This is a genomic window from Hymenobacter sp. BT559, from assembly GCF_017571525.1.
GTDB lineage: Bacteria > Bacteroidota > Bacteroidia > Cytophagales > Hymenobacteraceae > Hymenobacter > Hymenobacter ginsengisoli.
Genome location: NZ_JAGETY010000003.1, coordinates 364,174 through 389,216 on the forward strand (window position 1 = coordinate 364,174; position 25,043 = coordinate 389,216).

Sequence of the window (25,043 nt, forward strand, 5' to 3'; positions counted from 1 at the left end):
TCCGTGGTTCAGACAGACCAAATGGGCCGCCGCGTAGTCGTGCCTTTTCCGCCGCAGCGCATTATTTCGCTGGTGCCTTCGCAAACTGAATTATTATTTGATTTGGGGCTGGGAAACCGGGTGGTGGGCGTAACCAAATTTTGCATTTACCCGCCCACCGCCCGCCATTCGGCCAGCGTAATTGGCGGCACGAAGAACTTTGATTTTGCGAAAATCAAGGCAGCTCAACCAGATTTGATTATCGGTAATAAGGAGGAGAACTATCAGGAAGGTATCGCACAGCTAGCCCAGCATTTCCCGGTCTGGATGAGCGATATCGTGGATTTGCCGGCCGCGCTTGATATGATACGCCGCGTGGGCGACCTCACCGCCAAGACCCAACTGGCTGAGCCCCTGGCCGCCGAAATCAAGCACTCGTTTGATAAGCTCCGCTTGGCGGCGGCTGCGCCCCTGGCCACGGCCGCGTATTTTATCTGGCGCAAGCCCTACATGGTGGCAGCCAGCGGCACGTTTATCGACGATATGCTGCGGCGGGCGGGTTTCCGCAATGCGTTTGCGGGCCTGGGTCGCTATCCCGAAATCACGCCCGAGCAGTTGGCCAGGGTCGCCCCGGCGCATATTTTTTTATCATCCGAACCGTATCCGTTTGGCGAAAAGCACGTGGCCGAATTTCAGGAAATGTGCCCAGCAGCCAAAATTCAAGTGGTAGATGGCGAGTTGTTTAGCTGGTACGGCAGCCGGCTGCGCCTTTCAGCTGCCTATTTTCAGGGGCTGCGCCAGGCGGTGGGCACGGAATAAGCAGGCCGGCAATACCTTGCGCTTCTAACCTTCCCGCCCGCATGGACCAGCGCATCATCAACCTCTTCGACGAGTACACCCACCGCCCGCTTTCGCGCAAGGAATTTTTGGACCGTCTGCTGGTGCTGGCGGGCAGTGCGGCCCTGGCTACCACCGCCCTCTCGGTGCTGGAGCCCGGCTATGCGCAGGCAGCCACTATTTCGCCCCTAGCCGAAGACCTGGTAGAAGAAAACGTGACCTGGCCCGGCGATGGCGCCACCGTGAGCGGCTACCTGGTGCACCCCAAGGCCAGGAAAAAGCGTGGGGCAGTAGTCGTAATCCACGAAAACCGGGGCCTTACGCCGCACATCAAGGATGTGACGCGGCGCGTGGCACAAGCCGGCTACCTGGCGCTGGGCGTCGATGCGCTGAGCGTGCTAGGCGGCACGCCCGCCGATGAGGACAAGGGCCGCGAATTAATCGGACAGCTCGACCCTAGTAAAAACCTGAATAATTACCTGGCCGCCCTCACCTACCTCCGCGCCCGGCCCGAGTGCAACGGCCGCACGGGCTGCGTGGGTTTCTGCTGGGGCGGGGGCCTAGCCAACCAGCTCGCGGTGCACGACGCCAAGCTTAACGCCGCCGTGGCCTACTACGGCCAGCAGCCCAAGGCCGAAGACGTGCCCCAGATAAAAGCCAATGTGATGCTGCACTACGCTGGCCTCGACCAGCGCATCGACGCCGGCATCCCGGCCTACGAAGCGGCCCTGAAAGCGGCGCACATTCCCTACGAGCTATTTATGTACGAAGGCGTAAACCATGCTTTTAATAACGACACCTCGCCCGCTCGCTACAATGCCGAGGCAGCTAAGCTAGCTTGGGAGCGCACGTTGCGGCTGTTTAAGGAGAAGCTGGGGTAATAGCATGAGATTTGTATTTAATATCACCCAAGTCAATAAGGAGGCTTTAATAAAATATCCTTACGCCGCATTAGACGGAGACTTAATCGTCCTTATTGAAGATTCAGTGTTTTTTGATGATGGAATTTCCCTTCTTGATTTTGCGCTCAGTATTCAAAGTTGGCTGGCTAAAGTACGAATAGGCTTTTTAGCAGATTTTGATTATTCATCAGATGAGTACACAGAAAATCCGGTTTTACATCTTACAAAACTTGATAGTCATCATTACACTATCTACTCGGCATGGGCGACAAACTATCCCGAAACTATTCTCGGTTTAGGTGAAATAACTCACTGTTTTCACAACTTTCTGAGCGAATTAAACGCGACTATTCAGCAAGAGTACGGGGTTGGATTCTCAGATATGAGGTTGTTCGCCAATTAATAATCTTGCTTAAAGCAGCTTATCCGGCGTAATCGGCAGGTCCCGTACCCGTTTGCCGGTGGCGTGGTACACCGCATTAGCAATGGCGGCGCTGAAGCCGACGATACCGATTTCGCCTAGACCTTTGGCGCCTATGGGGTCGAGGTAGTCGTCGGGCTTGTCGATAAAAATTACGTCGATAGCAGTCGGAATATCGGCGTTGACGGGCACGTGGTAATTGGCCAGGTCGTGGTTGGTGATGCGGCCGAAGCGGTGGTCTAGCACAGCGTCTTCCATCAGGGCTAGCCCCAGGCCCCAGGTGATGGCGCCATAAACCTGGCTGCGGGCGGTTTTGTGGTTCATGATGCGCCCCGCATCGATGGCCGATACGACGCGGCTCACGCGCACTTCGCGGGTGTGGACGTGCACGCGCACTTCTACAAAGCTGGCACAGAACGACTTGCCCGACTTCTCGCCCTTCTCCGGTACTTCGGGCGACTCGTGCATAACCTCAAGCGCGGGCTGGCCGGCCTGGCGCAGCACGTCGCCGTAGGCGCGGCTGGTGGCGGGGTGGCTAGCCAGGCGCACGCTGCCGCCCTCAGCCACAAGGTCGATAAGCTTGGCATGGGCGAAGGGCGAGCCGGGCATGCTGAATGCCAGGTTAATAAGCTGCTGGCGCAGCGCCGCGCAGGTATCATGCACGGCAGCGCCCACCGAGGCCACGGTGTGCGAGCCAAACTGGCCCGGCGCCTCTGGAAAGGCTGCGTCGCCGAGCTCGAAGCGGATATTTTCGGGGGCGACGCCGCTGGCGTCGGCCGCAATCTGAGTCATGACGGTGGCGGTGCCGGGGCCTACGTCGGCGGTAGCGCTTTGCACCACTAGGGTGCCATCGGGCAGCAAGCGGGCGCGGGCACTGGCCTTAGCGCGCGAGGCGTGGTAGATGCCCATGGCCATGCCCTGGCCCACCAACCAGTCGCCGTCGCGGGTGGCACCGGGCGTGGGGTTGCGCTGGCTCCAATTAAATTTCTCGGCGCCCTGGGCGTAGCACTCGCGCAGGTAGTTGCTGCTCCAGGGCTTGTCGTTTTCGGGGTCTGTCTCGGCAAAATTCTTCAGGCGCAGGGCTAGCGGGTCCATCTTCAGGGCATAGGCCAGCTCATCCATGGCCGACTCGATGGCGAACGAGCCGGTGGTTTCGCCGGGGCCGCGCGTCCAGGCGGGCGTGCTCATATCGAGCGGCACGAGGTGGTAGGTCAGCTCGGCATTGGGGCAGCGGTAGCCCGATTTGGTGGGGTGCAGAATACGCTCGGTGAACTGCTCGTAGCGCGACGTCATGCCGAACGCCTCGTGCGACACACCCACCAGCGTGCCATCGGCTTGCGCCCCCAGCGCCACGCGCTGCACCGAGCGCGGCCGGTAGCCCACCATGTTAAATTCCTGCTCGCGGGCATTTACTACTTTCACCGGGCGGCCCACCACTTTCGCCCCTAAAATGGCCGCCATCTCGGGCGGCCAAATGCGTGAGGCGCCCCCAAACGCCCCGCCCACAAACGGTGAATGCACCTGCACGCTCTCCTTGGGCAGGGCCCAGAGCTTCATCAAATCTTTCTGGGCCAGCGAGGGCGCCTGGGTTTTATTCCAGACCGTGAGCTGGTTGCCCTGCCATTGGGCAATAGCCGCGTGCATTTCCATGGGGTTATGCACTTGCAGCGGCGTCTGGTACTCGTGGGCTATTTGCACCGGGGCCGTTTTGTAGGCCTGGGGTTGACCGCGCAAGTGGTCTTTCTCTTTTTTAGGCTTGTAGCTGTGGGCTAGGCCCTTGGCAATATCCGTTTGCGGGGCTGTGTGCTCGTAGGCTACGCGCACGAGCGAGGCGGCGTACTGCGCCTGCTCCAGGGTGCTAGCGATAGCCAGAGCCACCGGCTGGTTGCTATAATAGATTTTATCGTCGAAGAATACCCGAAACTGCTGGCCTTCCACCCGCTCGTCGGGCTGCGGGTTTTCGTAGCCCGGCACCTTGGGCGAATTCAGGTGCGACACGATGGCCAGCACCCCGGGCAACTGGGCCGCGGCAGTAGTGTCGAGGTGCGTAATGCGACCGGTGGCAATGGCACTGGTAACCAGCACCCCATGCACGCATTCCGGCACGGCGTGCTCGGCGGCGTAGCGGGCCTGGCCCGTTACTTTCAGGTGGCCGTCGACGCGACTGCGGGGCTGGCCAATGTGGGGAGCGGGCATAGAGTAGGAAGACAGTAAACGGCAGGATGAGCTTGCCAGGGTTTACGCCATTTTAGTCTCCGCGTTAGCCCCGCTGCAGCTATTTAGCCCTGCTGTAGCTATATTATTTACCTGCGCCGCTAGCCCCCTTTTAATCTGCAGCTACTAGCGAGCCCATAACCCAAAAAAGCTCAGCCAACTAGCTTCCTTAAGGAAGCGCAGTTTGCCTAGCCGGCTGAAGCGCGGGCGTATGGACAAACCAGCGAGCGGCGGTTTCCTGAAATTCCCGGCTATCCGGGTCATGGTCAGCGGCCCAGGCCACTACCCCATCTGGGCGTATGAGTACCGCGCTTAGGCCTAGCTGCGCCTGGGCGTGGCTCGCTACGTAGTTTAAGCGGTTGCCATAGTCGCTGGCCGCCACTTTGAGAGAAGTATTCTGCGCAAAATCAAGTAAGACTCCCTTGCCATCGCGCAGCAGTTCGCCCAGCATTAAGCCATTTTCCAGCTCAAAATTGGGTGCGCTATGGCCTACCAGCGCATGGCGGCCGCCGAGGTTGTAGTGCGTGGTAATGCCCCACACCCGCCCGGCAACATAGGTAGCGCCGTCGCGCGTGTCCATCAGGTCGCGGATAATGGCGTGCAGCGCGCGGGCCGAGGAGTCGGGGCGCATGATGGCCACCTGGGCGCGCGACCAATCCAGCACCCGCGCCCCCACGGGGTGGCGTTCGGAAGTGTAGCTATCCAGCAAGCCGTCCGGGGCCTGCCCCTGAATGGTGGCGGCGAGTTTCCAGCCCAGGTTGAGGGCATCGCCAAGGCCCAGGTTCAGGCCCTGGCCGCCCAGCGGCGAATGAATGTGGGCCGCATCGCCGGCTAGCAGCAGCCGGCCGTGGCGGTAAGTGGTAGCCTGCCGGGCGCGGTCGGTCCAAGTCGTGGCCAGGTGCAGCGCCTTGATAGTGACGTCGGTACCCGAGATGCGGCGGGCCAGGGCCTGCACGTATTGGGCGGTGATGGGCTTCTGCGCCTGGTGCGCGGCCCCGCCATCAAAGTCCTGCAATATCAGGTAGCCGGGCTGCGGCTGCATATACATGCCCGTGGGGGTTACGTTGCGGCCGGGCTTGAGCTTCTCCGGGTCGGCCAGGTCAACCAGAGCAGTGTAACCCGTAAACTCGGGCTCGGTACCCACAAACTCAAACCCGCCGGCCTTGCGCACTACGCTCCGGCTGCCATCGCACCCCACTAGCCACTTCCCAGTAAAGGATTGGGTTTCGGTTTGAACCGTTACGCCCTCGTGCGTCTGCTGCAAGGCCGTAATGGCCAGCCCGCGCCTGATGACCACCCCTAGCGCTTCGGCGCGGCGGGCCAGCACGGTTTCCAGCTCCGCCAACTCAGTCAGTATCTGGTTGTCGGTTGGGCTGGGCAGGCGGTACGGCCACTGCGCAGGGTCTAGTTTATCGGGTTGAATCTGAATACCCGCAAAATGCCCGCCCCCTTGGGGTTGCTTGCGCTGGCCAGGAGCCGGGGCGGCGGGAGAAAAGCTAAGCTTGGGCACCTCCAGCTCCTGGAGCAGCCCCCGACGATACAGCGCCTCGATAGAAGGCGCATTAAGCCCCCGAACTCCAAATGGAAGCCGTTTTAAGGGTGATTGTGCGTGCTCGGCCTTTTCCAGGAGCAGCACCGAGCACTTGGCAAGCGCCAGCTCGCAGGCGAGAAATAACCCCACCGGCCCGGCGCCGGCAATAATGACATCATAAACCGGTGACTGGTGGGCAGAGGGGGCGCGGTCAACTATCGTTTCCATGGTATTTGTGTGCAGCAGTAGTGCAGCACAAAATTCCGGAGCGCCCCTGCGCTAGGCTTGTATAAACGCGACAAAATCGGGGCCGGCCAGCCGGCGCGCGGCGTTGGCCTTGCGCGCAAAGGCGGCGGGCGTAGTGCCGCTGTAGCGCTTAAACTCCCGGCTTAAATGCGCCTGGTCGGTATAGCCCAGCTCCTGCGCCAGGCCGGCCAGGTTGCTACCCGGCTGCCACCAAAGGTGGTTGCGCACCTGCTCGAAGCGCATCAGCGAAGACACCTCCTTGACCGTATAGCCGGCCGCTTGCTTAAACTTCCTTTCCAGCGTTCGCACGGTGCCATGCGCGGCTTCCGCAATCTGGCTTACCGGCAGGGTACCACGGGCATCGCGCATTGCGGCGCCCGCTTTGTCGAGCAGGCTATCGCTAGCCACCTGCGAATGGTCAGCCAAAAAATAGGCCCCTAGCTGGGCGAGCGCCTCAGCTATCTCACCAGCTGCTACACACTTGGCTAGGGTGGCTTGCAGCTGCGCGATAGGGTGCGCCATAACGCGCACGCCGTCTTGGCCAGCCGGCAGGCCTAGCAGCTCAAACACCGTCCAGGGAAAGCACCGAATCCCAATCACTTCCAACCGGTGCTGCGTGTGAAAGGTAATGGGCTGGTTGAGCAGCCCTACCAGAAAGGGAGAAGGCAGCGGCTGCAAGCCCTTGGGAGAAGCAATGCCACAGGCGCCGCCAAAATGAAAGATAATTTCGGCATAGCCATCGGGCACTACCTCAAAGCTGGCTGGCAGCTCGTCAAACTCTCTGCGGGTGTACCAAAAGCACTTTATTGTGGTGCGAAGCGCTTCGGGAGGCTCAACTTCCTGGTGGTGCATGTCGAAAGATAGCCCAGCTTACTCGGCAGATGGTGGGCTAGGCGATAGCTACTGCCTTTTGTTAAGCGCTTCCGTTTTCACCAGACACAACAAAGGGAGGTTTGCAGCACAATCAAGTAACGATTGCTGCTGCAAACCTCCCCCGGCGTTATCAGCCCAGCTTTAAAGCAAAATCAAGTTAAGCTCGCCCAACTGGTAGCCGCCTAAAAAGCTCCTTACTGTGGCTTCGCGGCAGTCGGCAGCGGCTTGCGGGGCAGCTTCTGGTCGCGCATGGCGGCATTGTACACAAACGAGGCTACTACTACCGAGGCCTGCTTGAGGTCGTCGGCCACCAGGCGGTCGTAGGTGTCTTGGTTGGAGTGGTGGGTGCGGGCGAAGTAATCCAAGCCATCCTGGATGAACTGGAAGCCGGGCAGGCCCACGGCGTCGAAGGCGATGTGGTCGGTGCTGCCGGTGTTGCGTAGCGTCACGGTGCTGGCGCCCATGTCGGCGAATGGGGCTAGCCAGGCGGTAAAAATAGGCTTCACAGCCTCGTTGCCCTGGGCGTAGATACCGCGGATTTTGCCGGCGCCGTTGTCGAGGTTGAAGTAGGCGGCCAGCTTCTCGTGGTCGGGCTTGAGCTGCATGGTGGCGGGGTCGGCAAAGTGGTTTTTCACGTAGTTGCGCGAGCCGTGCAGGCCTTCTTCCTCCTCACCCCACAAGGCAATGCGGATGGTGCGGCGCGGCTTGAGGCCGCTAGCCTTCAAAATGCGTACGGCCTCCATCATCACGGCCACGCCGGCGGCGTTGTCGGTGGCGCCGGTGGCGGCGTGCCACGAGTCGAGGTGGCCGCCGAGCATCACTACTTCGCTTTTCAGCTTCTTGTCGGTGCCGGGGATTTCGGCCACCACGTTGTAGCCTTTCAGGTCCTGATTCTGGAAATGGGTTTTCGTTTCCATTTCCAGCTCGACTGGAATACCCGCCTCCACGAGGCGGATGAGGCGCAGTTGGTCCTCGGCGCTCATTTCGAGCTCGGGCAGCACCGGCTTGGCGTCGGCGGCGTAAGGCGCACCGTTGGTGGTGAAGACGGTACCATCAGAGCCCCGGCCGGGGCTCAGGATGGCAGCGGCGCCTTCGGCCATCAGCATGTCGTTCAGTTTCATGCGCAGCTCGCGGGCGGCGAGCATGGCGGCGCGGCGGGCTTCCGGGTTAGCCTCGGCGGGGCGGTTAGCCGCGGTGGGGGCTCCGCCCCCGGCGGGCGCTTCGGAAAGCTTCTGCAGGTCTTCGGCGCTGAGACGCCGGGCATCGGGCTCGAAGTTGGGCTGAGGCGGCGTAGCCACCGGCAGCACCACGATTTTATCGCGCAGCTGGCCTTTATAGTTAGCCAGGTCGGCTTCGGTTTTCACGTTTACGTAAGCCACTTGCTTGCGCAGGGCGCCGGCGGTGCTGGGCGTCCAGGCTTTGGGCACGCCTATCATGGCGTGGTAGTAGGGCGCGGTCATGGCCACATAGCTCTTGTCGATGTCCCAGCCGCGGCCGAAGTCGCCCCAGGCCTCCACGTTGGCGTTGGCCAAGCCGTAGTCGGTGAGGCGCTTTTTGGTCCAGGCGTTGGCGCGGGCTAGCCCCTCGGAGCCGGCCAGGCGCGGGCCGCACACATCGGTGAGGTAAAAAGCGGTTTCCATCACCTTCGAGCGGTTCAGGCCTTCTTCCTTGATTTTAGTCAGGGCAGCCGCGTCGAGCTTTTCGGCGGTTTGGGCCAGCGCGGGCGTGGCGAGCAGGCTAGCGGCGGTGAGAGCAGCAAGTAGTTTTTGCATCAAAGAAGAAGCTTGGGTTAAGCGAAAGAAAGGTAGCCAGTGCCTAATGACACGACTACCACGCGAGCGTTGCGTCAGGTTTATGCCAGTTAGCTAGGGGGCGTTTTAAAGCCCGATATTAACCGCTCCCTGCCCGCGCTCGTTAGGAAACGTACTATTCTACTGGATGTAAGCTCTATTTTAGCAAGGCAGGCCACCAGCAAACTACCCTCATTACGGGCGGCACCAGCGGCAGCGGCTCCAAGTGCTTCGCCCAAGACAAGCATAGCCTCGTGCTCGCGGCCCGCAGCCAGGACGAGCTAGTCCAGAGTAGCAGATACCTATTTTTTCCACAAAGCCAGGCTGCCACGCGCCAGGCTGGTGGCCGAAGCGCCCCGCGCTCGCGTGGCCAAACACAGCTATAAAGCGCTGCTAGCCGGCAAAGACAACGTGGCATCGCACCTACTAAACAAGATAGAATATTTTAGCAATAACCTTTTGTTATACAGTTAATTATTTAATTTCTTTCACAAACAGACTGAGCACCTAGTTGGCTACGAAAGCGCCCGTTAACCTGAACCGATTATGTTTTTTTATTGAAGAAGCCCGGCCATTTGGCCGGGCTTCTTGTTGTAGCCCGGCACACGTAGGCCCGCGCCCTGCGCCACGGCCCGCCATAACCTTTGCCGGAGATATCCGGTTGTTGTCGCTTATGAAGATTTTACGCTACCCCAAGCCGGGCCGCTTACGGGCGCTGCTTGGGTGCTTGTTGCTGGTGCCCGGGCTGGCTAGGGCCCAAAACCTGCCCGATTCGCCCCCCCCGCCCCCTGCCGCCCCGCTCACCCTGCCCCAGGTGCTGAGCTACGCGCTGGCCTACCAGCCGCTGGTGCGCCAGGCCCGCCTCGACGAAGGCATTACGGATGCCGGCAACCGCGTGGCCCTGGCCGCCTGGCTGCCCCAGGTGGGCGTAACCGGCGTGACGCAGCACTATTTTGGGTTGCCCTACACCATTTTTCCCGACCCCACCACCGGCATTCCGACGCCGCGCCAGCTAGGGGTGGCCAACGTGACCACGCTGGGCCTAAGCGGCACGCAGGTGATTTATAACAACGACGTGCGGCTGGCGAGCCGGCAGGCGCCCCTCAACCGGTTGGCGGCGGGCCAAAACACGGTCAATAATAAAATCGCGACCGTGTCGGACGCCAGCAAGGCTTTTTATAGCGTGCTGCTGTCGCAGCGCCAGGCGCAGGTGTATGACGAAGACATCCGGCGCCTGGCCCGCAACTACCAGGATGCGCGCGCCCGCTACGACGCCGGTATTGTCGATAAAACCGATTATCTGCAGGCTGAGATTTCGCTCAACAACTCGAAGGCCAGCCGCAAGCAGGCCCTGGAAGGCGTGAAGGCCAACACGGCCTATTTGCAGCAGCTGATGGGCTTTCCGGCCACGCAGCTCATAGCGCTTAAGTACGATACCTTGCAGCTGGAGCAGGAAGCCGTGGTGGACACCCTGGCCCAGCTCGACCCCGCCAACCGCATTGAGTATCAGCAGGTGCTCACGCAAAAGTCACTCCAGGGCACAACCGTCGATTATTACCGGCTAGGCTTTTTGCCCTCGCTGTCGGCATTTGGCAACTACAACTCGGTGTATCAGAACAACTCGGTGAGCGAGCAGTACCGCCAACGCTTCCCCAACTCGTATGCCGGCCTGCAACTGGCGCTGCCACTGTTCACGGGCTTTCGGCGCACCCAAAACCTGCGCCGCGCTCGCCTGCAAGACCAGCGCGTAGACCAGGACCTGCTGAGCACCCGCAACCAGGTAACGACCGAGTACGCCACGGCCCTGGCCAATTACAAGGGCTACTTTGAGGCCTACGTGCAGAGCCGCCAAAACCTCGACCTCTCGCGCCAGGTGTACAAGGTGGTCGACCTGCAATACCGCGAGGGCATCAAGGCCTACCTCGATTTGCTTGTGGCCCAAACCACCCTGCGCACTTCGCAGCTCAACTACTACAGCGCCCTGTTTCAAGTGCTTACCAGCAAGGTGGAGCTACTGCGCACGCTGGGCACGCTGCCCACCAACTACTAACTACGCTTTCGCTTTATGACGACCAAGTACCTGGCTATGTGTGCCATGGCGGCCCTGCTGGCCAGCGCCGCGTGCGGCAAGCAAGACGAGAAAAAGAATGCCCCGCCACCCCCTACCCCGGTGAGCGTAGTGACGGCCCGCACCACCGACGCTGTGTACTATGACCAGTACCCGGCCACTGTGGTGGCCCTCAAGAGCGTGGAGCTGCGCTCGCAGGTGACGGGCTTTATCACGGGCCTCTACTTTCAGGAAGGCGACCTTGTGCCGGCCGGCAAGGTGCTGTATGAAATCGACAAGCGCCAGTATGAAGGCGCTTACCAGCAGGCCCTAGCCAACCTGCGTAGCGCCCAGGCCTCGGCCCAAAATGCCCAGGTAAACCAGGTGCGCTACCAGCGCCTGCTGCAGCAGGATGCCGTGGCCCGGCAGCTGGCCGAAAACGCCACTACCACCGCCAGCACCGCCTCGGCCCAAGTGGCTGCGGCCCAGGCCGCCGTCAATATTGCGCGCACCAACCTGGGGTTTGCCACGATAAAAGCACCGTTTGCGGGGCGCATCGGCATCTCGCAGGTGCGGCTAGGGGCGCAGGTGAGCGCCGGCTCGACCCTGCTCAACACCATTTCGACCGAGAACCCGATTGCGGTAGACTTCGCGGTGAATGAGACGGATATTCCGCGCTTCACCACGCTGCTCAACCAAAAAGGGGGGGCTAGCGACTCGACTTTGCGCTTTGTGCTGCCCAACGGCCAATTGTATAATCAGCCGGGGAAGATTCAAACCATCGACCGGGGCGTGGACTCGCAGACCGGGACTATCACGGTGCGCGTGCAATTTGCCAACCCCCAGCACCAGCTGAAAGATGGCTTGAGCGGCGTGCTGAAAGTGCTCAATACCAAGTCGGGCAGCCGCCTTGTCATCCCCAACAAAGCCATTGTGGAGCAGATGGGCGAAAACTTCGTGTACGTGGCCCTCGGCGACAGCGCCAAGCAGCGCAAAGTGCAGCTAGGCCCGCGCCTGCGCGACGAAATCGTGATTCTCAACGGTATCCGCGATGGTGATAAAATCGTGACCGAAGGCGTGCAGAAGCTGCGCGATGGCGGCAAAATTCAAATTAGCGCGCCCGGTGCCCCCGTGGCCGCGCCGGCCGGGCCTGGGGCCGGCAAGTAAAAAGGTCCGTCAGGCTCATCTGGCGTTCGCTTATAGACAAGGCATCCTTTTATGATTGCAGAAACCTTTATTCGCCGGCCCGTCACGGCCATTGTCTCCTCCTTGGTGATAGTGCTCGTGGGCGTGCTGGCCATGCTCACCCTTCCGGTCGGGCAGTATCCGGAGATAACGCCGCCCACGGTGTCGGTGACGGGCACCTACATCGGCGCCGATGCCCAGACCGTGGAGCAGACCGTGGCTACGCCCGTGGAAGTGCAGGTAAACGGCACACCCGGCATGACCTACCTGCAAAGCAACAGCACCAGCAACGGCCAGATGAGCATGACGGTGAACTTCGACGTGGGCACCGACATCAACATTGCGGCCCTCGACGTGCAGAACCGCGTGGGCATTGCCACGCCTACCCTACCACAAGAAGTTCAGCGCCTGGGCCTTACGGTGCGCAAGCGAAACCCCAGCATCCTGATGCTGGTGGCTATGTTTTCGCCCAAAGGCACCCACAATACGACCTTCCTCGACAACTACGCCAACGTCTTTATTAAAGACGCGCTGCTGCGCACCAAAGGTGTAGGCGACGTGGTGAGCCGGGCCGACGACTTTGCCATGCGCCTCTGGCTGAAGCCCGACAAGCTGGCCGCGCTAGGGGTCACGGCGGCCGATATTCAGGCTGCCCTCAACGAGCAGAACGCCCAGATTGCGGCCGGCTCTATTGGTGCGCCGCCTGCCCAGCGCGGACAGGCGTTTGAGTATATCGTGACGGTGCAGGGCCGGCTAGCCACCGTTCAGCAGTTTGGCGACGTGGTGGTGAAAACCCGCCCGCAGGATGGCTCGCTGGTGTATTTGCGCGACGTAGCCCGCATCGAGCTGGGCAAGTTCAACTACGCCAGCAACTCCTACGTGGACGGCAAGCGTGCCGCATATCTACTTATCTACCAAGCACCTGGTGCCAACGCCCTCGCCACCTACGAGAACGTGCTGGCCACCATGAACCAGCTCAAAAAGCAGTTTCCGTCCGACCTTACTTATATCGTGCCCTTCGAGTCGGCGAGCGTGGTGCAGGTATCGATTGAGGAAGTAGTGCACACGCTGGTCGAGGCGCTGCTGCTCGTGGTGGTGGTGGTATTTGTGTTTCTGCAAAGCTGGCGCTCGACGCTCATTCCGGTGCTGGCCATTCCGGTGTCGATTATTGGCGCATTTATCGCGTTCATCCCGCTAGGGTTCACCATTAATACACTGACACTCTTTGGCTTTGTGCTCGCTATTGGTATCGTGGTCGACGACGCCATCGTGGTGGTCGAGGCCGTAGAGGTGAATATGAATGAGCGCAAGATGAGCCCCCTCGATGCCACGCTCGAAGCCATGCGCGAGATATCGGCGCCCGTTATTGCCATCGCGCTTATTCTGGCGGCGGTGTTTGTGCCAGTGGGCTTCATTCCGGGCATCACGGGGCGCTTGTATCAGCAGTTCGCCATTACCATCGCCATTTCGGTGCTCATCTCGGCGTTCGTGGCCTTATCGCTCACGCCGGCGCTGTGCGTGCTGCTGCTCAAGCCTCATGAGGAAGGCTACGAGTCGAAAGGCTTTATTAATAAGGGCTTTAAGAAGTTCAACGACTGGTTTGGGCGTGTTACCGAGAAGTACGGCAACGGCGTGCAGCGCGGCCTCAAGCACTCGCGTTTTGTGGTCATCATTCTGGTGTGCGTGCTGGTGGGCGCCGGCCTGTTGTTCCGCAGCAAGCCTAGCGGCTTCCTGCCCACCGAAGACGAAGGCCGGATTTACGTCACCTTCAACCTGCCTGAGGGCGCTTCTACCGAACGCACCGTGGCCGTGCTGCAAGGCATGATGGACGAGCTAAAGCACACCAAAGGCATCGCGCACTTTGCGGCCCTGGGCGGCCTGAACGCCGTAAACTTCTCTTCGAAGTCAAACTCCGGCACCATCTTTTGCCAGCTAGAGCCCTGGGACGAGCGCACCGACAAGAACCTGCAGCTGCAAGGCCTGATGGCGACGCTGCAAAAAAACATGGCCCGTTTTAAGCAAGCCACTACGGTCGTTATTTCGCCGCCGGCCATTCCGGGGCTGGGCAACACGGGCGGCTATTCATTTATTTTTCAGGAGCGCGAGGCGGGCGGCGATATCAAAGCGTTTGATGCCAACCTGCAAAAATTCCTCGCGGCCATTCGCAAGCGCCCCGAAATTGCCTCGGGCTTCTCGTTCTTCACCGCCAGCACGCCGGGCTACCGCCTCGATATCGACCGCCAGAAAGCCAAGAAGCTGGGCGTATCCATTACGGAGGTGGGCAATGCGCTGCGCACCTACCTGGGTAGTGCCTACATCAACGATTTCACGCTTTATGGCCGCACCTTTCGGGTGGTGGCGCAGGCCGACTCCTCGTATCGCGGCGATATGGCCGACCTGGGGCAGTACTACGTGCGCAACAGCGCCGGCGGCATGGTGCCCCTGAGCACGCTCACTACCTATACCCGCACCGAAACTGCGCCGCTCATTTCGCACTATAACCTCTTCCGCTCGGCCGAAGTCAACGGCAACCCGGCCCCCGGCTACAGCTCGGGCGATGCCATCAAGGCCTTGCAGGAAACCGCCGCCCAGACCCTGCCGCAGGGCTACGGCTTCGAGTTTTCGGGCCTCAGCCGCGAAGAACTGCTAGCCGGCGGCCAGACGATTTACATCTTTGCGCTGTCTATCATCTTCGTGTTCCTGTTTCTGGCCGCGCTGTATGAGAGCTGGTCGGTGCCGTTTTCGGTGCTGCTGGCGGTGCCGGTGGGCATTTTCGGCGCCATCCTAGCGCTGTTCTTCCTGCCCAAGCTCACCAACAACGTGTACGCCCAAATCGGCATGATTACGCTCATCGGCCTCTCGGCCAAAAACGCCATTCTGATTGTGGAGTTTGCCAAGGAGCGGGTCGATAAAGGCCAGCCACTGGTTGAGGCCACGCTCGATGCGGTGCGCCTGCGCCTGCGGCCGATTATCATGACCTCGCTAGCCTTCATTTTGGGCATTCTGCCGCTGGTATTCGCCTCAGGCGCCGGCGCCCAAAGCCGCCAAACGCTGGGCTGGACGGTGCTCGGCGGTATGCTGGCCGCCACGGGCCTGGGCATTTTCATCGTACCGGTGCTCTATGTCATCATCACGCGTTTCGCCTACGGCAAGGCCAAGCTGGCCGAGTTGGAGAAAAACTACAAGCCCGACGAGGAGCACGGCGGGCCCAAGCCAGATGACGCGCCTGGGCAAGGCGAGGCGCCGCACGGCGCGCCGGCGCCGGCCTAGCGCTCACCCTACCTTTTACTCGAACGCCTCAGCCACGCCCGGCTGGGGCGTTTTCTTTGCAGCGCAATGCTGCCCCGCTAACCTAGCTAGCCCTTTTCCACCCTTTTGCTTATGCGCATCCGCTTGCTTTTCCTGGTTTTGCTAGCCTCTCTGGGCCGCACCTGGGGCCAGACCTTTACGAACCCGCTGCTGCCTAGCGGGGCCGACCCGTGGGCTATCTACCACGACGGCAGCTACTACTATATGCACACCACCGGGCGCGACCTCACCATCTGGAAAACGCCCAACCTCGCCCAGCTGGCGCAGGCTGAAAAAACGACCGTGTGGACCCCGCCCGCCACCGGCCCCTATTCCAGAGAGATATGGGCGCCCGAGCTGCATTTTCTGGCCGGCAAGTGGTACATCTATTTCGCCGCCGATAATGGCAGCAATAACAACCACCGCCTTTTCGTGCTCGAAAACCCCTCGCCCGACCCTACCAAAGGCCAGTGGACGATGAAGGGCCAGCTTAAAACGCCCGACGACAAGTGGGCCATCGACGGCTCGGTGTTTGAGCACGGCGGCCGGCTCTACGCCATCTGGTCGGGCTGGGCGGGCGATGAAAACGGCCGGCAAGACATTTACCTGGCGCGCCTCAGCAACCCCTGGACCGTGAGCGGCGAGCGCGTGCGCATCTCCGACCCGCGCTTTGGCTGGGAGCAGCACGGCCTGCTGCCGCGCTTCGGCCCCGGCGAGCCAGCCTACGCGCTCGTCAACGAAGGCCCGCAGTTTCTAGCTAGCCCCAACGGCCGGGTCAATATCGTGTACTCGGCCAGCGGCTGCTGGACTGATTTCTATGCCCTAGGCCTGGTCTGGGCCGAGCCGGGCGCCAACCTGCTCAACCCCAAGTCGTGGCACAAGGAGCCGGAGCCGGTGTTCCGGGCGCAAAACGTGAAGGGCACCTTCGCGGCCGGCCACAACTGCTTCTTCGACTCGCCCAACGGCAAGCAACACTGGCTGCTCTACCACGCCAATGCCGAGCCCGGCCAAGGCTGCGGCCGCGAGCGCACGCCCCGCATGCAGCCCTTCACCTTTGCCGCCGATGGTGCGCCCGTTTTCGGCGACCCGCTGCCGCTAGGCCAGGAGCTATCGGTGCCGGGCAGCGCAAAGTAGAGGCTAGTAAACTAATCGTACTCAGGCACGAAAAAAGGCCCGGCTGCAATGCCGGGCCTTTTCATTTACAACCGGTATTCTAAAACTACTCGCCCGACTTTTCCATCAGGTCGGCCATTTCCTGCGAGATGCCGGTGCTGCTGAAGCCACCGTCGTGCATCAGGTTTTGCATGGTCACGTAGCGCGTCAGGTCCGAGAAAAGCGACACGCAGTAGTCGGCGCAGGCCTCGGCGGGCGCGTTGCCGAGCGGCGACATCTTGTTGGCATACTCATAAAACGCGTTGAAGCCCGAGATGCCGGTGCCAGCCGTGGTCTTGGTCGGCGACTGCGACACCGTGTTCACGCGCACCTTCTTGAGGTGGCCTAGCCGCTGGCCGTAGCTGCGGGCAATGCTTTCGAGCACCGCCTTGGCCTGTGCCATATCGGTGTAGTCGAGGAAGGCGCGCTGAGCTGCGATGTAGCTAAGCGCCACCACGCTGCCCCACTCGTTGAAGGCGTCCTGCTTTTCAGCCACGGCTAGCATCTTGTGCAGCGAAAGGGCCGATACGTCGAGCGTTTGCTGAAAGAATTTATAATCTAAATCGCCGTAGCTCTTGCCCTTGCGAATGTTGGCACTCATGCCAATCGAGTGCAGCAGAAAGTCGATTTTACCCCCAAAGTGGCTTTGCGCTTCGGTAAACAACGTGCCCAATTCCTCAATCGATGTGGCATCGGCCGGAATGATAGGCGCGTCAATCTCGCTGGCTAGGGCCTTGATTTCGCCCATACGCATGGCAAGCGGCGCATTGGTGAGCACGATGCGGGCACCTTGTTCGTGGGCCTTCTGGGCTACTTTCCAGGCAATGGATTGGGAATTGAGAGCGCCGGAGATAATGCCGACTTTGCCGGCGAGCAGGTTGTTGGACATAAACTTCGTTTGTCATTGCGAGCGCAACGTAGTGCAGCGCGGCCACCATAAGAAAGCATAAGCTACTCTTTCCTTACCGGCAGCAATACTTTGAACGTGCGGCAAACCTAAATAGTGACGTTTGCGGCGGCAAGTTAGGAAGCTCCGCGCATACATAAGGGAAAGACTAGCTTACGCTTTCCTGCAATTGCCGCGCTGCACTACGTTGCGCTCGCAAGGACAAAACGGGTGAAAGCCCCTAGCCCGCTACTTCCTCCCCACGCAGGGCTAGCAGCTCGCGGGCGCTTTGCAAGGCATTTTCGCTGGGCTTGGCGCCGGCTATCATGTGCGCGATTTCCTTGATGCGGTCCTCGGGCGAGAGCTGCCGGATGCGGCTCACCGTGCGGTCGGCGCGGTCTTCCTTATACACGAAGTAGTGCGTGTCGCCAGCCGCCGCCATCTGCGGCAGGTGCGAAATAGCCACGAGCTGGTGCTTGTGCGCCATTTGCTGCATCATACGGCCCACCTTCACCGCAATTTCGCCGCTGATGCCGGTGTCGATTTCGTCGAATACTATCGTGGGCAGCGCTGTCTTGTCGGCTAGCATATACTTGATGCACAGCATCAAACGCGAAAATTCACCACCCGACGCGGCCTTGCTCAGCGTTTGGGGCTGGGCACCTTTGTTGGCCGTAAACAGGATGCTTACCACGTCGGCGCCGCTGGCCGAGAGCGGGCCGGTTTTGTGCTCCACCACGATGCGGGCGTGCGGCATCCCGAGGTCGGCCAGTAGTGCGCTTAGCTCTTTCTCAAACTTAGGAAACGCTTTGCGGCGGCTTTCGGTGAGCTTGGCGGCCTGGGCGGTGGCTTGCTTCAGGGCTGCCTCCGAGTCTTTGCGCAGGCGGGCAATTTCCTTGTCGAGGTTCAGTACCGAGCCCACTTTCTGGCGCAGGGTTTCGCGGGTTTCGAGCAGGCCTTCCACGTCGCGGCGCTGGTGCTTGCGCTGCAGGTTGTAGAGCACCGTGAGGCGCGCCTGCAGCTCCTCGGCGCGGGCGGGGTCGCCCTCGGTGCGGCGCTCGGCAGTTTCAACCTCATCGGCAATGTCGTGCAGCTCAATCAGGCAGCTTTCCAGGCGCTCGCGCAACTCGCGGAAGGCCTCCGAGTAGCCCGACACCTGCCCTAGCAGCGTCGAGGCGTCCTTCATGGTGCTGGTGGCGCAGCTTTCGCTGTCGCGCAGGCCGTGCAGCGCCTGGCTTAGCTTGTACTTGATTTCCTCGGCGTGCTCCAGCTGTTTTACTTCCTGCTCCAGCGCCTCCTGGTCTTCCTTGTCGAGGTTGGCTTCTTCCAGCTCATTCAGCAGAAAGCTATTGTAATCCAGCTCCTTGCTAGCTTGGGCTGACTGGTCTTCAAGCGCCTTAAGGTCGGTTTCGAGCTTGCGGTACTGCCGGTAGGCGTTGCCGTAGTGCGTGCGCGTGGGCACGAGGTTGGCGTAGAGGTCGAGCAGGTTGAGCTGAAACACGGCATCGCCCAGCAGCAGCGTATCGTGCTGCGAGTGAATGTCCATGAGGTTGGCGCCAATCTTCCGGAGGGCATCCAGTGTCACCGGCGTATCATTCACAAAGGCCCGCGACTTGCCCGAGGGGCTGATTTCGCGCCGCAGGATGCATTGCGTATCATAGTCAAGGTCTTCGGCCTCAAAAATATCCTGCAGCTGGTAATTCGTGATGTCAAACTGTCCCTCAATCACACACTTGCGCTCGGTATTGAAGAGCATGCGCGAGTCGGCCCGGTTGCCGAGCAGCAGTCCAATGGCCCCTAGCATAATGGACTTGCCCGCCCCGGTTTCGCCGGTGATAATATTGAGCAGCGGCGAGGGCCGCAGCTCCAGCTGCTCGATAAGGGCGTAATTCTGAATACGAAGGTCTACTAACATCGACCGTAGATTTAACGGATGTAACGGATTGCGCGGATACGCCTGCTAGAGCAGGCTGGCTACGCAAATGGCATTAGCCAAGTAGGTAAGCTTTGGCAACGCTACACTAAAATTACTAGCTAACCGGCGAATATTTTTACGAAGCTGCTTGAGCGCAAACCCAAAGTTGCCGCTTACCTGGTAAGAAATAAAAACGGGCGGGCGATGCCGCCCACCCGTTTACCCAATTAGCCTGCTCATAGCAGGCGTATCTGCTTCACTAGCTAAATCAGCGACTTAGGACAGTCTGATACTTCGGCAGGTTGCCGGGGTCTACATCCGTCATCAACGTGATGAGCTGCTGCTTTTGCTGCGTGTCGGTGCTGGTGCGGAAGATATTGGTAATCTCATCGGCCTTGGCATCGAAGAAGGCCCGCACAAATAAGGTGCTGGGCCGCACGGTGTTGGCTTTTTGAATGCCGGTGAGCGCGGTCAGGATGGAGGTGCGGGCCTCGTCGGGCTTTTCGATAAAAATGTCCATGCCCTGCCGGTAGTAGGCGTAGAGGCCGGTGCGGAAAGCTTCGAGCTGCGGGTCGGTAAGGTTATTGAGCAGCCAGTAGCGGTTGCGCGAGCTGGTATCGCGCCAGCCTTCATCGGCCTCGTTGGTCACGTTCTGGTTGGCCGAGTATTGCAGAATGTTGCGCGCCTGGTCGTAGTAAGTGCTGCCCCCTAGCCGCGAAAAGGTGTCTTGGTCGGTGCCAATCACCATGTAAGCGTAAAAGGCCAGCAGCGACGACAGGTTATTGACGAAGTTGCTGGGCGAGTAATCAAGTGCCGTTTGGGGTGTGTAGTTAAAATTGAAGCTCCGGTCGTTGATATTCAGCAGATTGGTTTCATAGCCGGTGCCGTACACCGGCCGCGTGGCAATGAGGCGCATCGTGGCCTGATAGGTGCCATTCTGCGGAATACCGGTGATGCCTACAAACATGCGTAGTTTGATGCGCTCTTCGGGCCGGTAGGGCTGGCGCGTCCAGGTGCGGGTGTTGAGGAAGGCCGTCATGTCCTTCTGCAGCTGCGCCACCAGCGTAGGGTCGGTTATCGTCACGTTTTCCAGCGAGATGGCCACCTGGGCATTGAGCTCCTGTGCCTGGCTGCTCAGGCTAGCCAGCAGCAGGGCCAGCAACGCGAAAATCTTACGCATAAACGGCAGTAAAACGGGTCTGAATAAGGGCTACCAGCGTGCGGGCCAGCTCCGACTTGGCTTGTAACTCAAAGTTAAGCACCTGCCCGGCGCGGTCGAGCACGGTTACCTTGTTGGTGTCGTGGCCGAAGCCGGCGCCGGCATCACGCAGCGAATTGAGTACCACTAAATCGAAATTTTTGCGCAGCAGCTTGCCCTGAGCATGGGCCAACTCGTTGGTAGTTTCCAACGCAAAACCGACCGAAAATTGTTCAGCTCGCTTGGTTTGGCCGAGCGTGGTGGCAATGTCCACGTTCTTGACCAGCTCCAGCGTCAGCGTATCGCCTTCTTTCTTCATCTTTTCCGGGGCCACGCTAGCCGGCCGGTAGTCGGCCACGGCGGCGGCAAATACCCACACATCGGCCAGCGGTGCGGCCTCGGCAGCAGCCTCGTACATCTGCTGGGCCGTTTCGACGCGCACCGTGCTGATGAGGGGGCTAGCCGGTGCGGGCAGCGCCGTGGGCCCGCTGATAAGCGTCACGGTAGCCCCTGTAGCAGCAAAGGCTTCGGCCAGAGCGTAGCCCATTTTGCCCGTAGAGCGGTTGCCCAAAAAGCGAACGGGGTCGAGCGGCTCGTAGGTGGGCCCAGCAGTGAGGAGAACGCGCATTTAGTGTATGTTTTTTACAAAAGAACGTCATGCTGAGCTTGTCGAAGCATCTCCCCCGCGCCGCTAGGAGGCATTCGGGAGAGATGCTTCGACAAGCTCAGCATGACGTTCTTTTATTATTTAACGTTGAAAAACTGCACTAGCTCGGCCACAATCTGCTCGGGCTCCAGCATGCGGCCGGGGCCGTTGAGGCCGCTCGCCAGCTCGCCAGCCGGCGAGTCGAACACGTAGTTGCCGAACGAGCGCAGGCGCTGGATATTCTGCTGCACGGCCGGGTGGGCGTACATATCCAGGTCCATAGCCGGGGCCAGAAACACCGGGCAGCGCGCCGACAAGTACACGGCGCTCAGCAGATTAGGGCACAGGCCCTGGGCTAGTTGGCCGAGTGTGTTGGCGCTGGCCGGGGCAATGACGTAGGCATCGGCCCACAGTCCCAGCTCGACGTGGTTGTGCCACTGCCCGCTGGCCGCATCACGCAAAAAGCCCGTCAGGACGGGCTTTTTGGAGAGGGTGCCGAGCGTGAGCGGCGTCACAAACGCCGCCGCCGCTTCGGTGAGAATAACCTGCACTTCGGCACCGGCTTGCACCAGCAGCCTCACCAGCGGGGCGGCCTTGTAGGCGGCAATGCTGCCACTCACCCCTAGCAGGATGCGGCGGCTATTTAATTGCTGGTTGTTGCTTGTTGCTTGTTGATTGCTTGCACTCATCGGATAACTACTTAACAATCAGCAGCCAGCAATCAACTAGAACAGCTCGCGCGGGATAACTACGGGCGCCGCTTCGGGCGTTTCGTAGTGCAGCTCGCCGGCGATAAACTCCTCAATGGCCTGGCTGGTGGGCTTGGGCTGGCGCTCGTACTGCTTGCTGATTTCAATCTGCTCGCGGTTTTCGAACACTTCTTCGAGGTTGTCGACGGTGGTGGCAAACTCGGCCAGACGGTCGGTCAGCTCTTCTTTCAGCTTCACCGACAGCTGGTTTGCGCGCTTCGAGATGATAGAAATCGCCTCGTATACGTTGTTATTATCCGACGTGATGTCGGCCAGGTTGCGGGTAACGATGGAGGCGGAAGCGGGGGTCTTCATGGTTCTTGGGTTATTGTTTTCGGTTGGTGGTCTATTGCTAGGGCTGACTTGGCCGGCGGCCAAAACCAACAGCAATAAACCCAAACTCAGGTATTTAGTTGGTGGCGGGCGCCGGAGTGGGGCTAGCCGCCGTGTTGGCATCGGGGATGCTCTTGAGACGTTCGAGCTCGGCGCGGCTGTCGTCGTACATGGCCTGGGCCAGCCGCAGGTTTTTGCTTTGCGGGTAGGTGTCGATGAAGTGCTGGTAGTAGGCCACGGCATCGGTGAAGCGCTCGCGCTGCTTCGACTCGATGCTTTCCTTAGCCCAGGCGTACTGCGCTTGCAGGCGAATGTAGTCGGCCTGCTCGCTGTATACCGAGCCAGGATATTGCTGCACAAAATTGCCGAGCGAAGTCACGGCCGCCTGGTTGTAGCGCAATGCATAGTAGAGCTTGGCGCTCTGAAAAGCCTTGTTTTCCAGCTTCTTTTGCAGCTCTTGCGACATGCTTTCGGCCTCGGCCTTAAACTGACTGCTGGCGTAGGTGTTCAGAAAGTCCTGGATAGTCTCGACCGCCGTGATGGTGTTGGTCTGGTCGAGCTCGTAGCTGGGCGAATCGCGGTAGAGCGACTTGGCCCGCAGAAACGACGCCTCCTCTACCTGCGGCGAGTTGGGATAGGTGTCGATAAACTGCTTGAAGTAGTAAGCAGCCAGCACGTAGTTGCGCTGCTTGTAGTTGGTGTTGGCGAAGTAAAACTGTGCCTTCTCGGCCTCGGGGCGGCCCTTAAGCAGCGGAATCAGCTCTTCGAGCAGCGTGCCCGAGCGGAAGAAGTCGCCTTTATCATAGTACTTGATGGCCGCCTCGTACTTCTCATTCACACTGCCGTTTTTGAGCAGTTTCTGGTAGCCCGTGCAGGACCCTAGCGAGAGGGTGCCGGTGAGCAGGGCCGCGGTAATCAAACGGGAGAATCGCATACAAAGGGCAAAGGTACAAGTAAAACGGCAGCCAGCCGCCGGGTAGTTCCGCCGGCCGGGTGGCTAGCCCAGGAGCCACGGGCCTAGCGGGGGGTTGCACCGGGGGCCGCCGGCGCCGTGGGCCGGGCCTTGGTTGGGGCAGCCTTGGGCGATGCCGGCTGCTGCGGCCGGGCGCGGGGCCTGGCTTTGGGCCGGGCTTTTGGGGCCTTAGATTTGGTTTTCGGTTTGGCTTTGGGCCGGGTGCGCTTGATGTCAGCGGCGAAATGCTTGCCGAAAACTACGCGCCGGGTGGGCCGCTCGTTAGGCCGCCAGCGAAAGCCTTTGAGCTCTTTATCAGTGGCTTTCAGCTCGTGCACCGGAAAGTAGCTGGCCTCGGGGTTGGTGACCCAGGTGAGCTGCTTGATTTTATTATCGGCAAAGCGCAAGGTCATCGAGGCCGAGAATGACTTGTTCATGCCACTCAGAAACGACTTGTTTGTGCTGCTCTTGGCAGAGTCGTTTTCCACGGTAAAATACAGGCTCTCGGCGTTGCCGAGCACGTCGATGCGGGCCATCTGGCTGCGCCGAAAGTAGGCCACCATATTGCGACCTTTCACTTGGTTGTAGTCCTGTATAGTGTCTTCCTGAATGGCAAACGCATTGGCAAACAGGCTGGCGCGGTCGAGCTGGCCGCGCTTGAAGCGCAGGTTCATCGAGTCGGCGGTGAGCTGGTTGCGGGCCTGCCAGATTACCGGGTCGCGGTTGAGGTAGATGATGCTGTCCTGGCGGTCGTAGGTGAGCGAGTCGCAGCGCCCTTGCATCCGGCCTCTGAAAATCTGCACCTTAGGCCAGGCATAAAGAATGGGCCGCTGGCTAGCCCGCCCCAGCCGCGATTCTACACTGAGCAGCGTGTCGGCGGCCATATAGAGGGTATCCTTGCCCGAGATATTGCGCACCACTGGCCGCGAGCCGAAGAGCTTGGTGCGGCCCAGCGCCCGCCAGTAGCGGCCCTGGTCGCCGCGCAGCACGAGGTTATCTTTCTTCGAGATGAGCGACACGTGGCCCGTCGCCACGCCGTAGAGCTTCACCTGGTCATACACCAGCACGTCGCCCCCTAGCAGATAGCCAGGCGTTTCAATCTGGGCCTTGCGGGCGAAGTTGGATACGCGCGTGACCGTATTGTAGGTCCCTTTTTCGGCGTAGAGGTCGCCCTGCGTGCTCTTAATGCGGGTGGGGCCGTCGAAATAGGCAATTTTGGTACTCGTATTAAACGTCAGCGTATCGTTGCGCAGGTCGGTGGGCTGGCCCTGCTCGTCGAGCGAAACCAGGTGCACATCGCGCTTAAAGACAAATACTTTGCTATTGGTATCGTAAAAGCCCTGCTGGCTGTCGAGCGTATTTTTGGGGTCGACGATGTGACCGCCCACGGTGTAAAAGGCGGTGCGGCGGGTGAGGTCGTAGTCGAGGGCCGTAGTGGTGAGCGTCATGCGCGGGTCGTGCATGGTCACGACCTGGCCGGTCATGCGAGCCAGCCGCTTGTTGCCGTCATAAAAGCCGTGGTCGCCGGTGATGGTGAGCGTATCGCTCTGCACGATGCGCACGTTGCTAAAGCCTTCTATCTCGTTGCGGTCGAGGTATTGATAGGCTGAATCGCAGTACAAGAGCACATCTTGCTGCTTAAAACTAACGGCTCCCAGCAGCTTGCGAATTTTCACGCCATTAAAATCGCCACCACGCAACTCGTTGGCGTGCAGCAGCTCTACCGGCGTGCCCTTCACTACAGGCTGTGGGCGGGCACCAGACGTGGCGGGCTGAGGGGTAGCACCAGGCCGTTTTTGGGCCCACGCGGCCCCTAGCGGCAGCAAAAACAGAAGAAGCAGGAAAAAGCGGGACAGCGGCATTCGGGCCAAAGTTACGGCGGCAGGCCGGGGCTAACGC

General features: G+C 60.2%; 19 protein-coding genes. 7 read left to right on the forward strand and 12 right to left on the reverse strand.

All coding sequences use genetic code 11. The annotated features are described in order from the left end of the window. Window positions 1-39 precede the first annotated feature (39 nt). Genes J4D99_RS06155 through J4D99_RS06165 form a run of 3 tightly spaced genes read left to right on the forward strand, consistent with a single transcriptional unit; the run spans window position 40 to window position 2,121 of the window. Window positions 40-798, forward strand: a complete 759-nt coding sequence (locus tag J4D99_RS06155; protein ID WP_309509572.1) for a helical backbone metal receptor — start codon at window positions 40-42, stop codon at window positions 796-798. Between the two features lie 41 nt (window positions 799-839). Continuing rightward, window positions 840-1,697, forward strand: coding sequence for a dienelactone hydrolase family protein (locus J4D99_RS06160; protein WP_208130823.1), 858 nt, complete (start codon window positions 840-842; stop codon window positions 1,695-1,697). Window positions 1,698-1,701: 4 nt separating this feature from the next. Next, window positions 1,702-2,121, forward strand: a complete 420-nt coding sequence (locus J4D99_RS06165; RefSeq protein ID WP_208130824.1) for a DUF7878 domain-containing protein — start codon at window positions 1,702-1,704, stop codon at window positions 2,119-2,121. 9 nt (window positions 2,122-2,130) lie between these two features. Here the strand turns inward: J4D99_RS06165 and J4D99_RS06170 are convergent, their stop codons facing one another. The 4 genes from J4D99_RS06170 to J4D99_RS06185 all read right to left on the reverse strand — a co-directional run bounded on the left by J4D99_RS06170 (window position 2,131) and on the right by J4D99_RS06185 (window position 8,775). Further along, window positions 2,131-4,335, reverse strand: a complete 2,205-nt coding sequence (locus tag J4D99_RS06170; RefSeq protein WP_208130825.1) for a xanthine dehydrogenase family protein molybdopterin-binding subunit — start codon at window positions 4,333-4,335, stop codon at window positions 2,131-2,133. 187 nt (window positions 4,336-4,522) lie between these two features. Continuing rightward, window positions 4,523-6,112 carry an FAD-dependent monooxygenase gene (locus J4D99_RS06175; protein WP_208130826.1) on the reverse strand — a complete coding sequence of 530 codons (1,590 nt, stop codon included), beginning with the start codon at window positions 6,110-6,112 and terminating at the stop codon, window positions 4,523-4,525. 51 nt (window positions 6,113-6,163) lie between these two features. Then, entirely contained in the window at window positions 6,164-6,982 is an 819-nt protein-coding gene (locus J4D99_RS06180; RefSeq protein WP_208130827.1) for a helix-turn-helix domain-containing protein, read from the reverse strand. 215 nt (window positions 6,983-7,197) lie between these two features. Further along, complete coding sequence (locus tag J4D99_RS06185; RefSeq protein WP_208130828.1) at window positions 7,198-8,775, reverse strand: M28 family metallopeptidase; 1,578 nt, start codon at window positions 8,773-8,775, stop codon at window positions 7,198-7,200. Window positions 8,776-9,466: 691 nt separating this feature from the next. On the opposite strand from J4D99_RS06185, the gene J4D99_RS06190 reads away from it, so the two are divergent. From J4D99_RS06190 to J4D99_RS06205, 4 genes are all read left to right on the forward strand, one after another. Continuing rightward, window positions 9,467-10,843, forward strand: a complete 1,377-nt coding sequence (locus tag J4D99_RS06190) for a TolC family protein (RefSeq protein ID WP_208130829.1) — start codon at window positions 9,467-9,469, stop codon at window positions 10,841-10,843. A gap of 15 nt (window positions 10,844-10,858) precedes the next feature. Next, complete coding sequence (locus J4D99_RS06195) at window positions 10,859-12,007, forward strand: efflux RND transporter periplasmic adaptor subunit (RefSeq protein WP_208130830.1); 1,149 nt, start codon at window positions 10,859-10,861, stop codon at window positions 12,005-12,007. A 51-nt stretch (window positions 12,008-12,058) separates the two neighbouring features. Continuing rightward, the gene (locus tag J4D99_RS06200) at window positions 12,059-15,295 is read left to right on the forward strand and encodes an efflux RND transporter permease subunit (RefSeq protein ID WP_208130831.1); all 3,237 of its coding nucleotides are present in this window, start codon (window positions 12,059-12,061) and stop codon (window positions 15,293-15,295) included. A 111-nt stretch (window positions 15,296-15,406) separates the two neighbouring features. Next, on the forward strand, window positions 15,407-16,447 hold the full coding sequence (locus tag J4D99_RS06205) for a glycoside hydrolase family 43 protein (RefSeq protein ID WP_208130832.1): 1,041 nt from the start codon (window positions 15,407-15,409) through the stop codon (window positions 16,445-16,447). A gap of 85 nt (window positions 16,448-16,532) precedes the next feature. Here J4D99_RS06205 and J4D99_RS06210 read toward each other — a convergent pair whose 3' ends face one another. The 8 genes from J4D99_RS06210 to J4D99_RS06245 all read right to left on the reverse strand — a co-directional run bounded on the left by J4D99_RS06210 (window position 16,533) and on the right by J4D99_RS06245 (window position 25,006). Continuing rightward, window positions 16,533-17,354: an enoyl-ACP reductase FabI gene (locus tag J4D99_RS06210; RefSeq protein WP_208130833.1), complete on the reverse strand. Its 822-nt coding sequence runs from the start codon at window positions 17,352-17,354 to the stop codon at window positions 16,533-16,535. 238 nt (window positions 17,355-17,592) lie between these two features. Next, window positions 17,593-19,266, reverse strand: a complete 1,674-nt coding sequence (gene recN, locus J4D99_RS06215) for a DNA repair protein RecN (protein ID WP_208130834.1) — start codon at window positions 19,264-19,266, stop codon at window positions 17,593-17,595. Between the two features lie 268 nt (window positions 19,267-19,534). Continuing rightward, window positions 19,535-20,446, reverse strand: coding sequence for a type IX secretion system protein PorD (gene porD / locus J4D99_RS06220; RefSeq protein ID WP_208130835.1), 912 nt, complete (start codon window positions 20,444-20,446; stop codon window positions 19,535-19,537). Beyond that, complete coding sequence (locus tag J4D99_RS06225; RefSeq protein ID WP_208130836.1) at window positions 20,439-21,092, reverse strand: phosphopantothenoylcysteine decarboxylase domain-containing protein; 654 nt, start codon at window positions 21,090-21,092, stop codon at window positions 20,439-20,441. Before J4D99_RS06225 ends, porD begins: the two co-directional genes overlap by 8 nt. Before the next feature lie 116 nt (window positions 21,093-21,208). Beyond that, window positions 21,209-21,799, reverse strand: a complete 591-nt coding sequence (locus J4D99_RS06230) for a flavoprotein (protein WP_208130837.1) — start codon at window positions 21,797-21,799, stop codon at window positions 21,209-21,211. Between the two features lie 36 nt (window positions 21,800-21,835). Beyond that, entirely contained in the window at window positions 21,836-22,174 is a 339-nt protein-coding gene (locus J4D99_RS06235) for a DNA-directed RNA polymerase subunit omega (protein ID WP_208130838.1), read from the reverse strand. Window positions 22,175-22,268: 94 nt separating this feature from the next. Then, entirely contained in the window at window positions 22,269-23,126 is an 858-nt protein-coding gene (locus J4D99_RS06240) for an outer membrane protein assembly factor BamD (protein ID WP_208130839.1), read from the reverse strand. Window positions 23,127-23,209: 83 nt separating this feature from the next. After that, entirely contained in the window at window positions 23,210-25,006 is a 1,797-nt protein-coding gene (locus tag J4D99_RS06245) for an OstA-like protein (protein WP_208130840.1), read from the reverse strand. Between the last annotated feature and the right edge of the window lie 37 nt (window positions 25,007-25,043).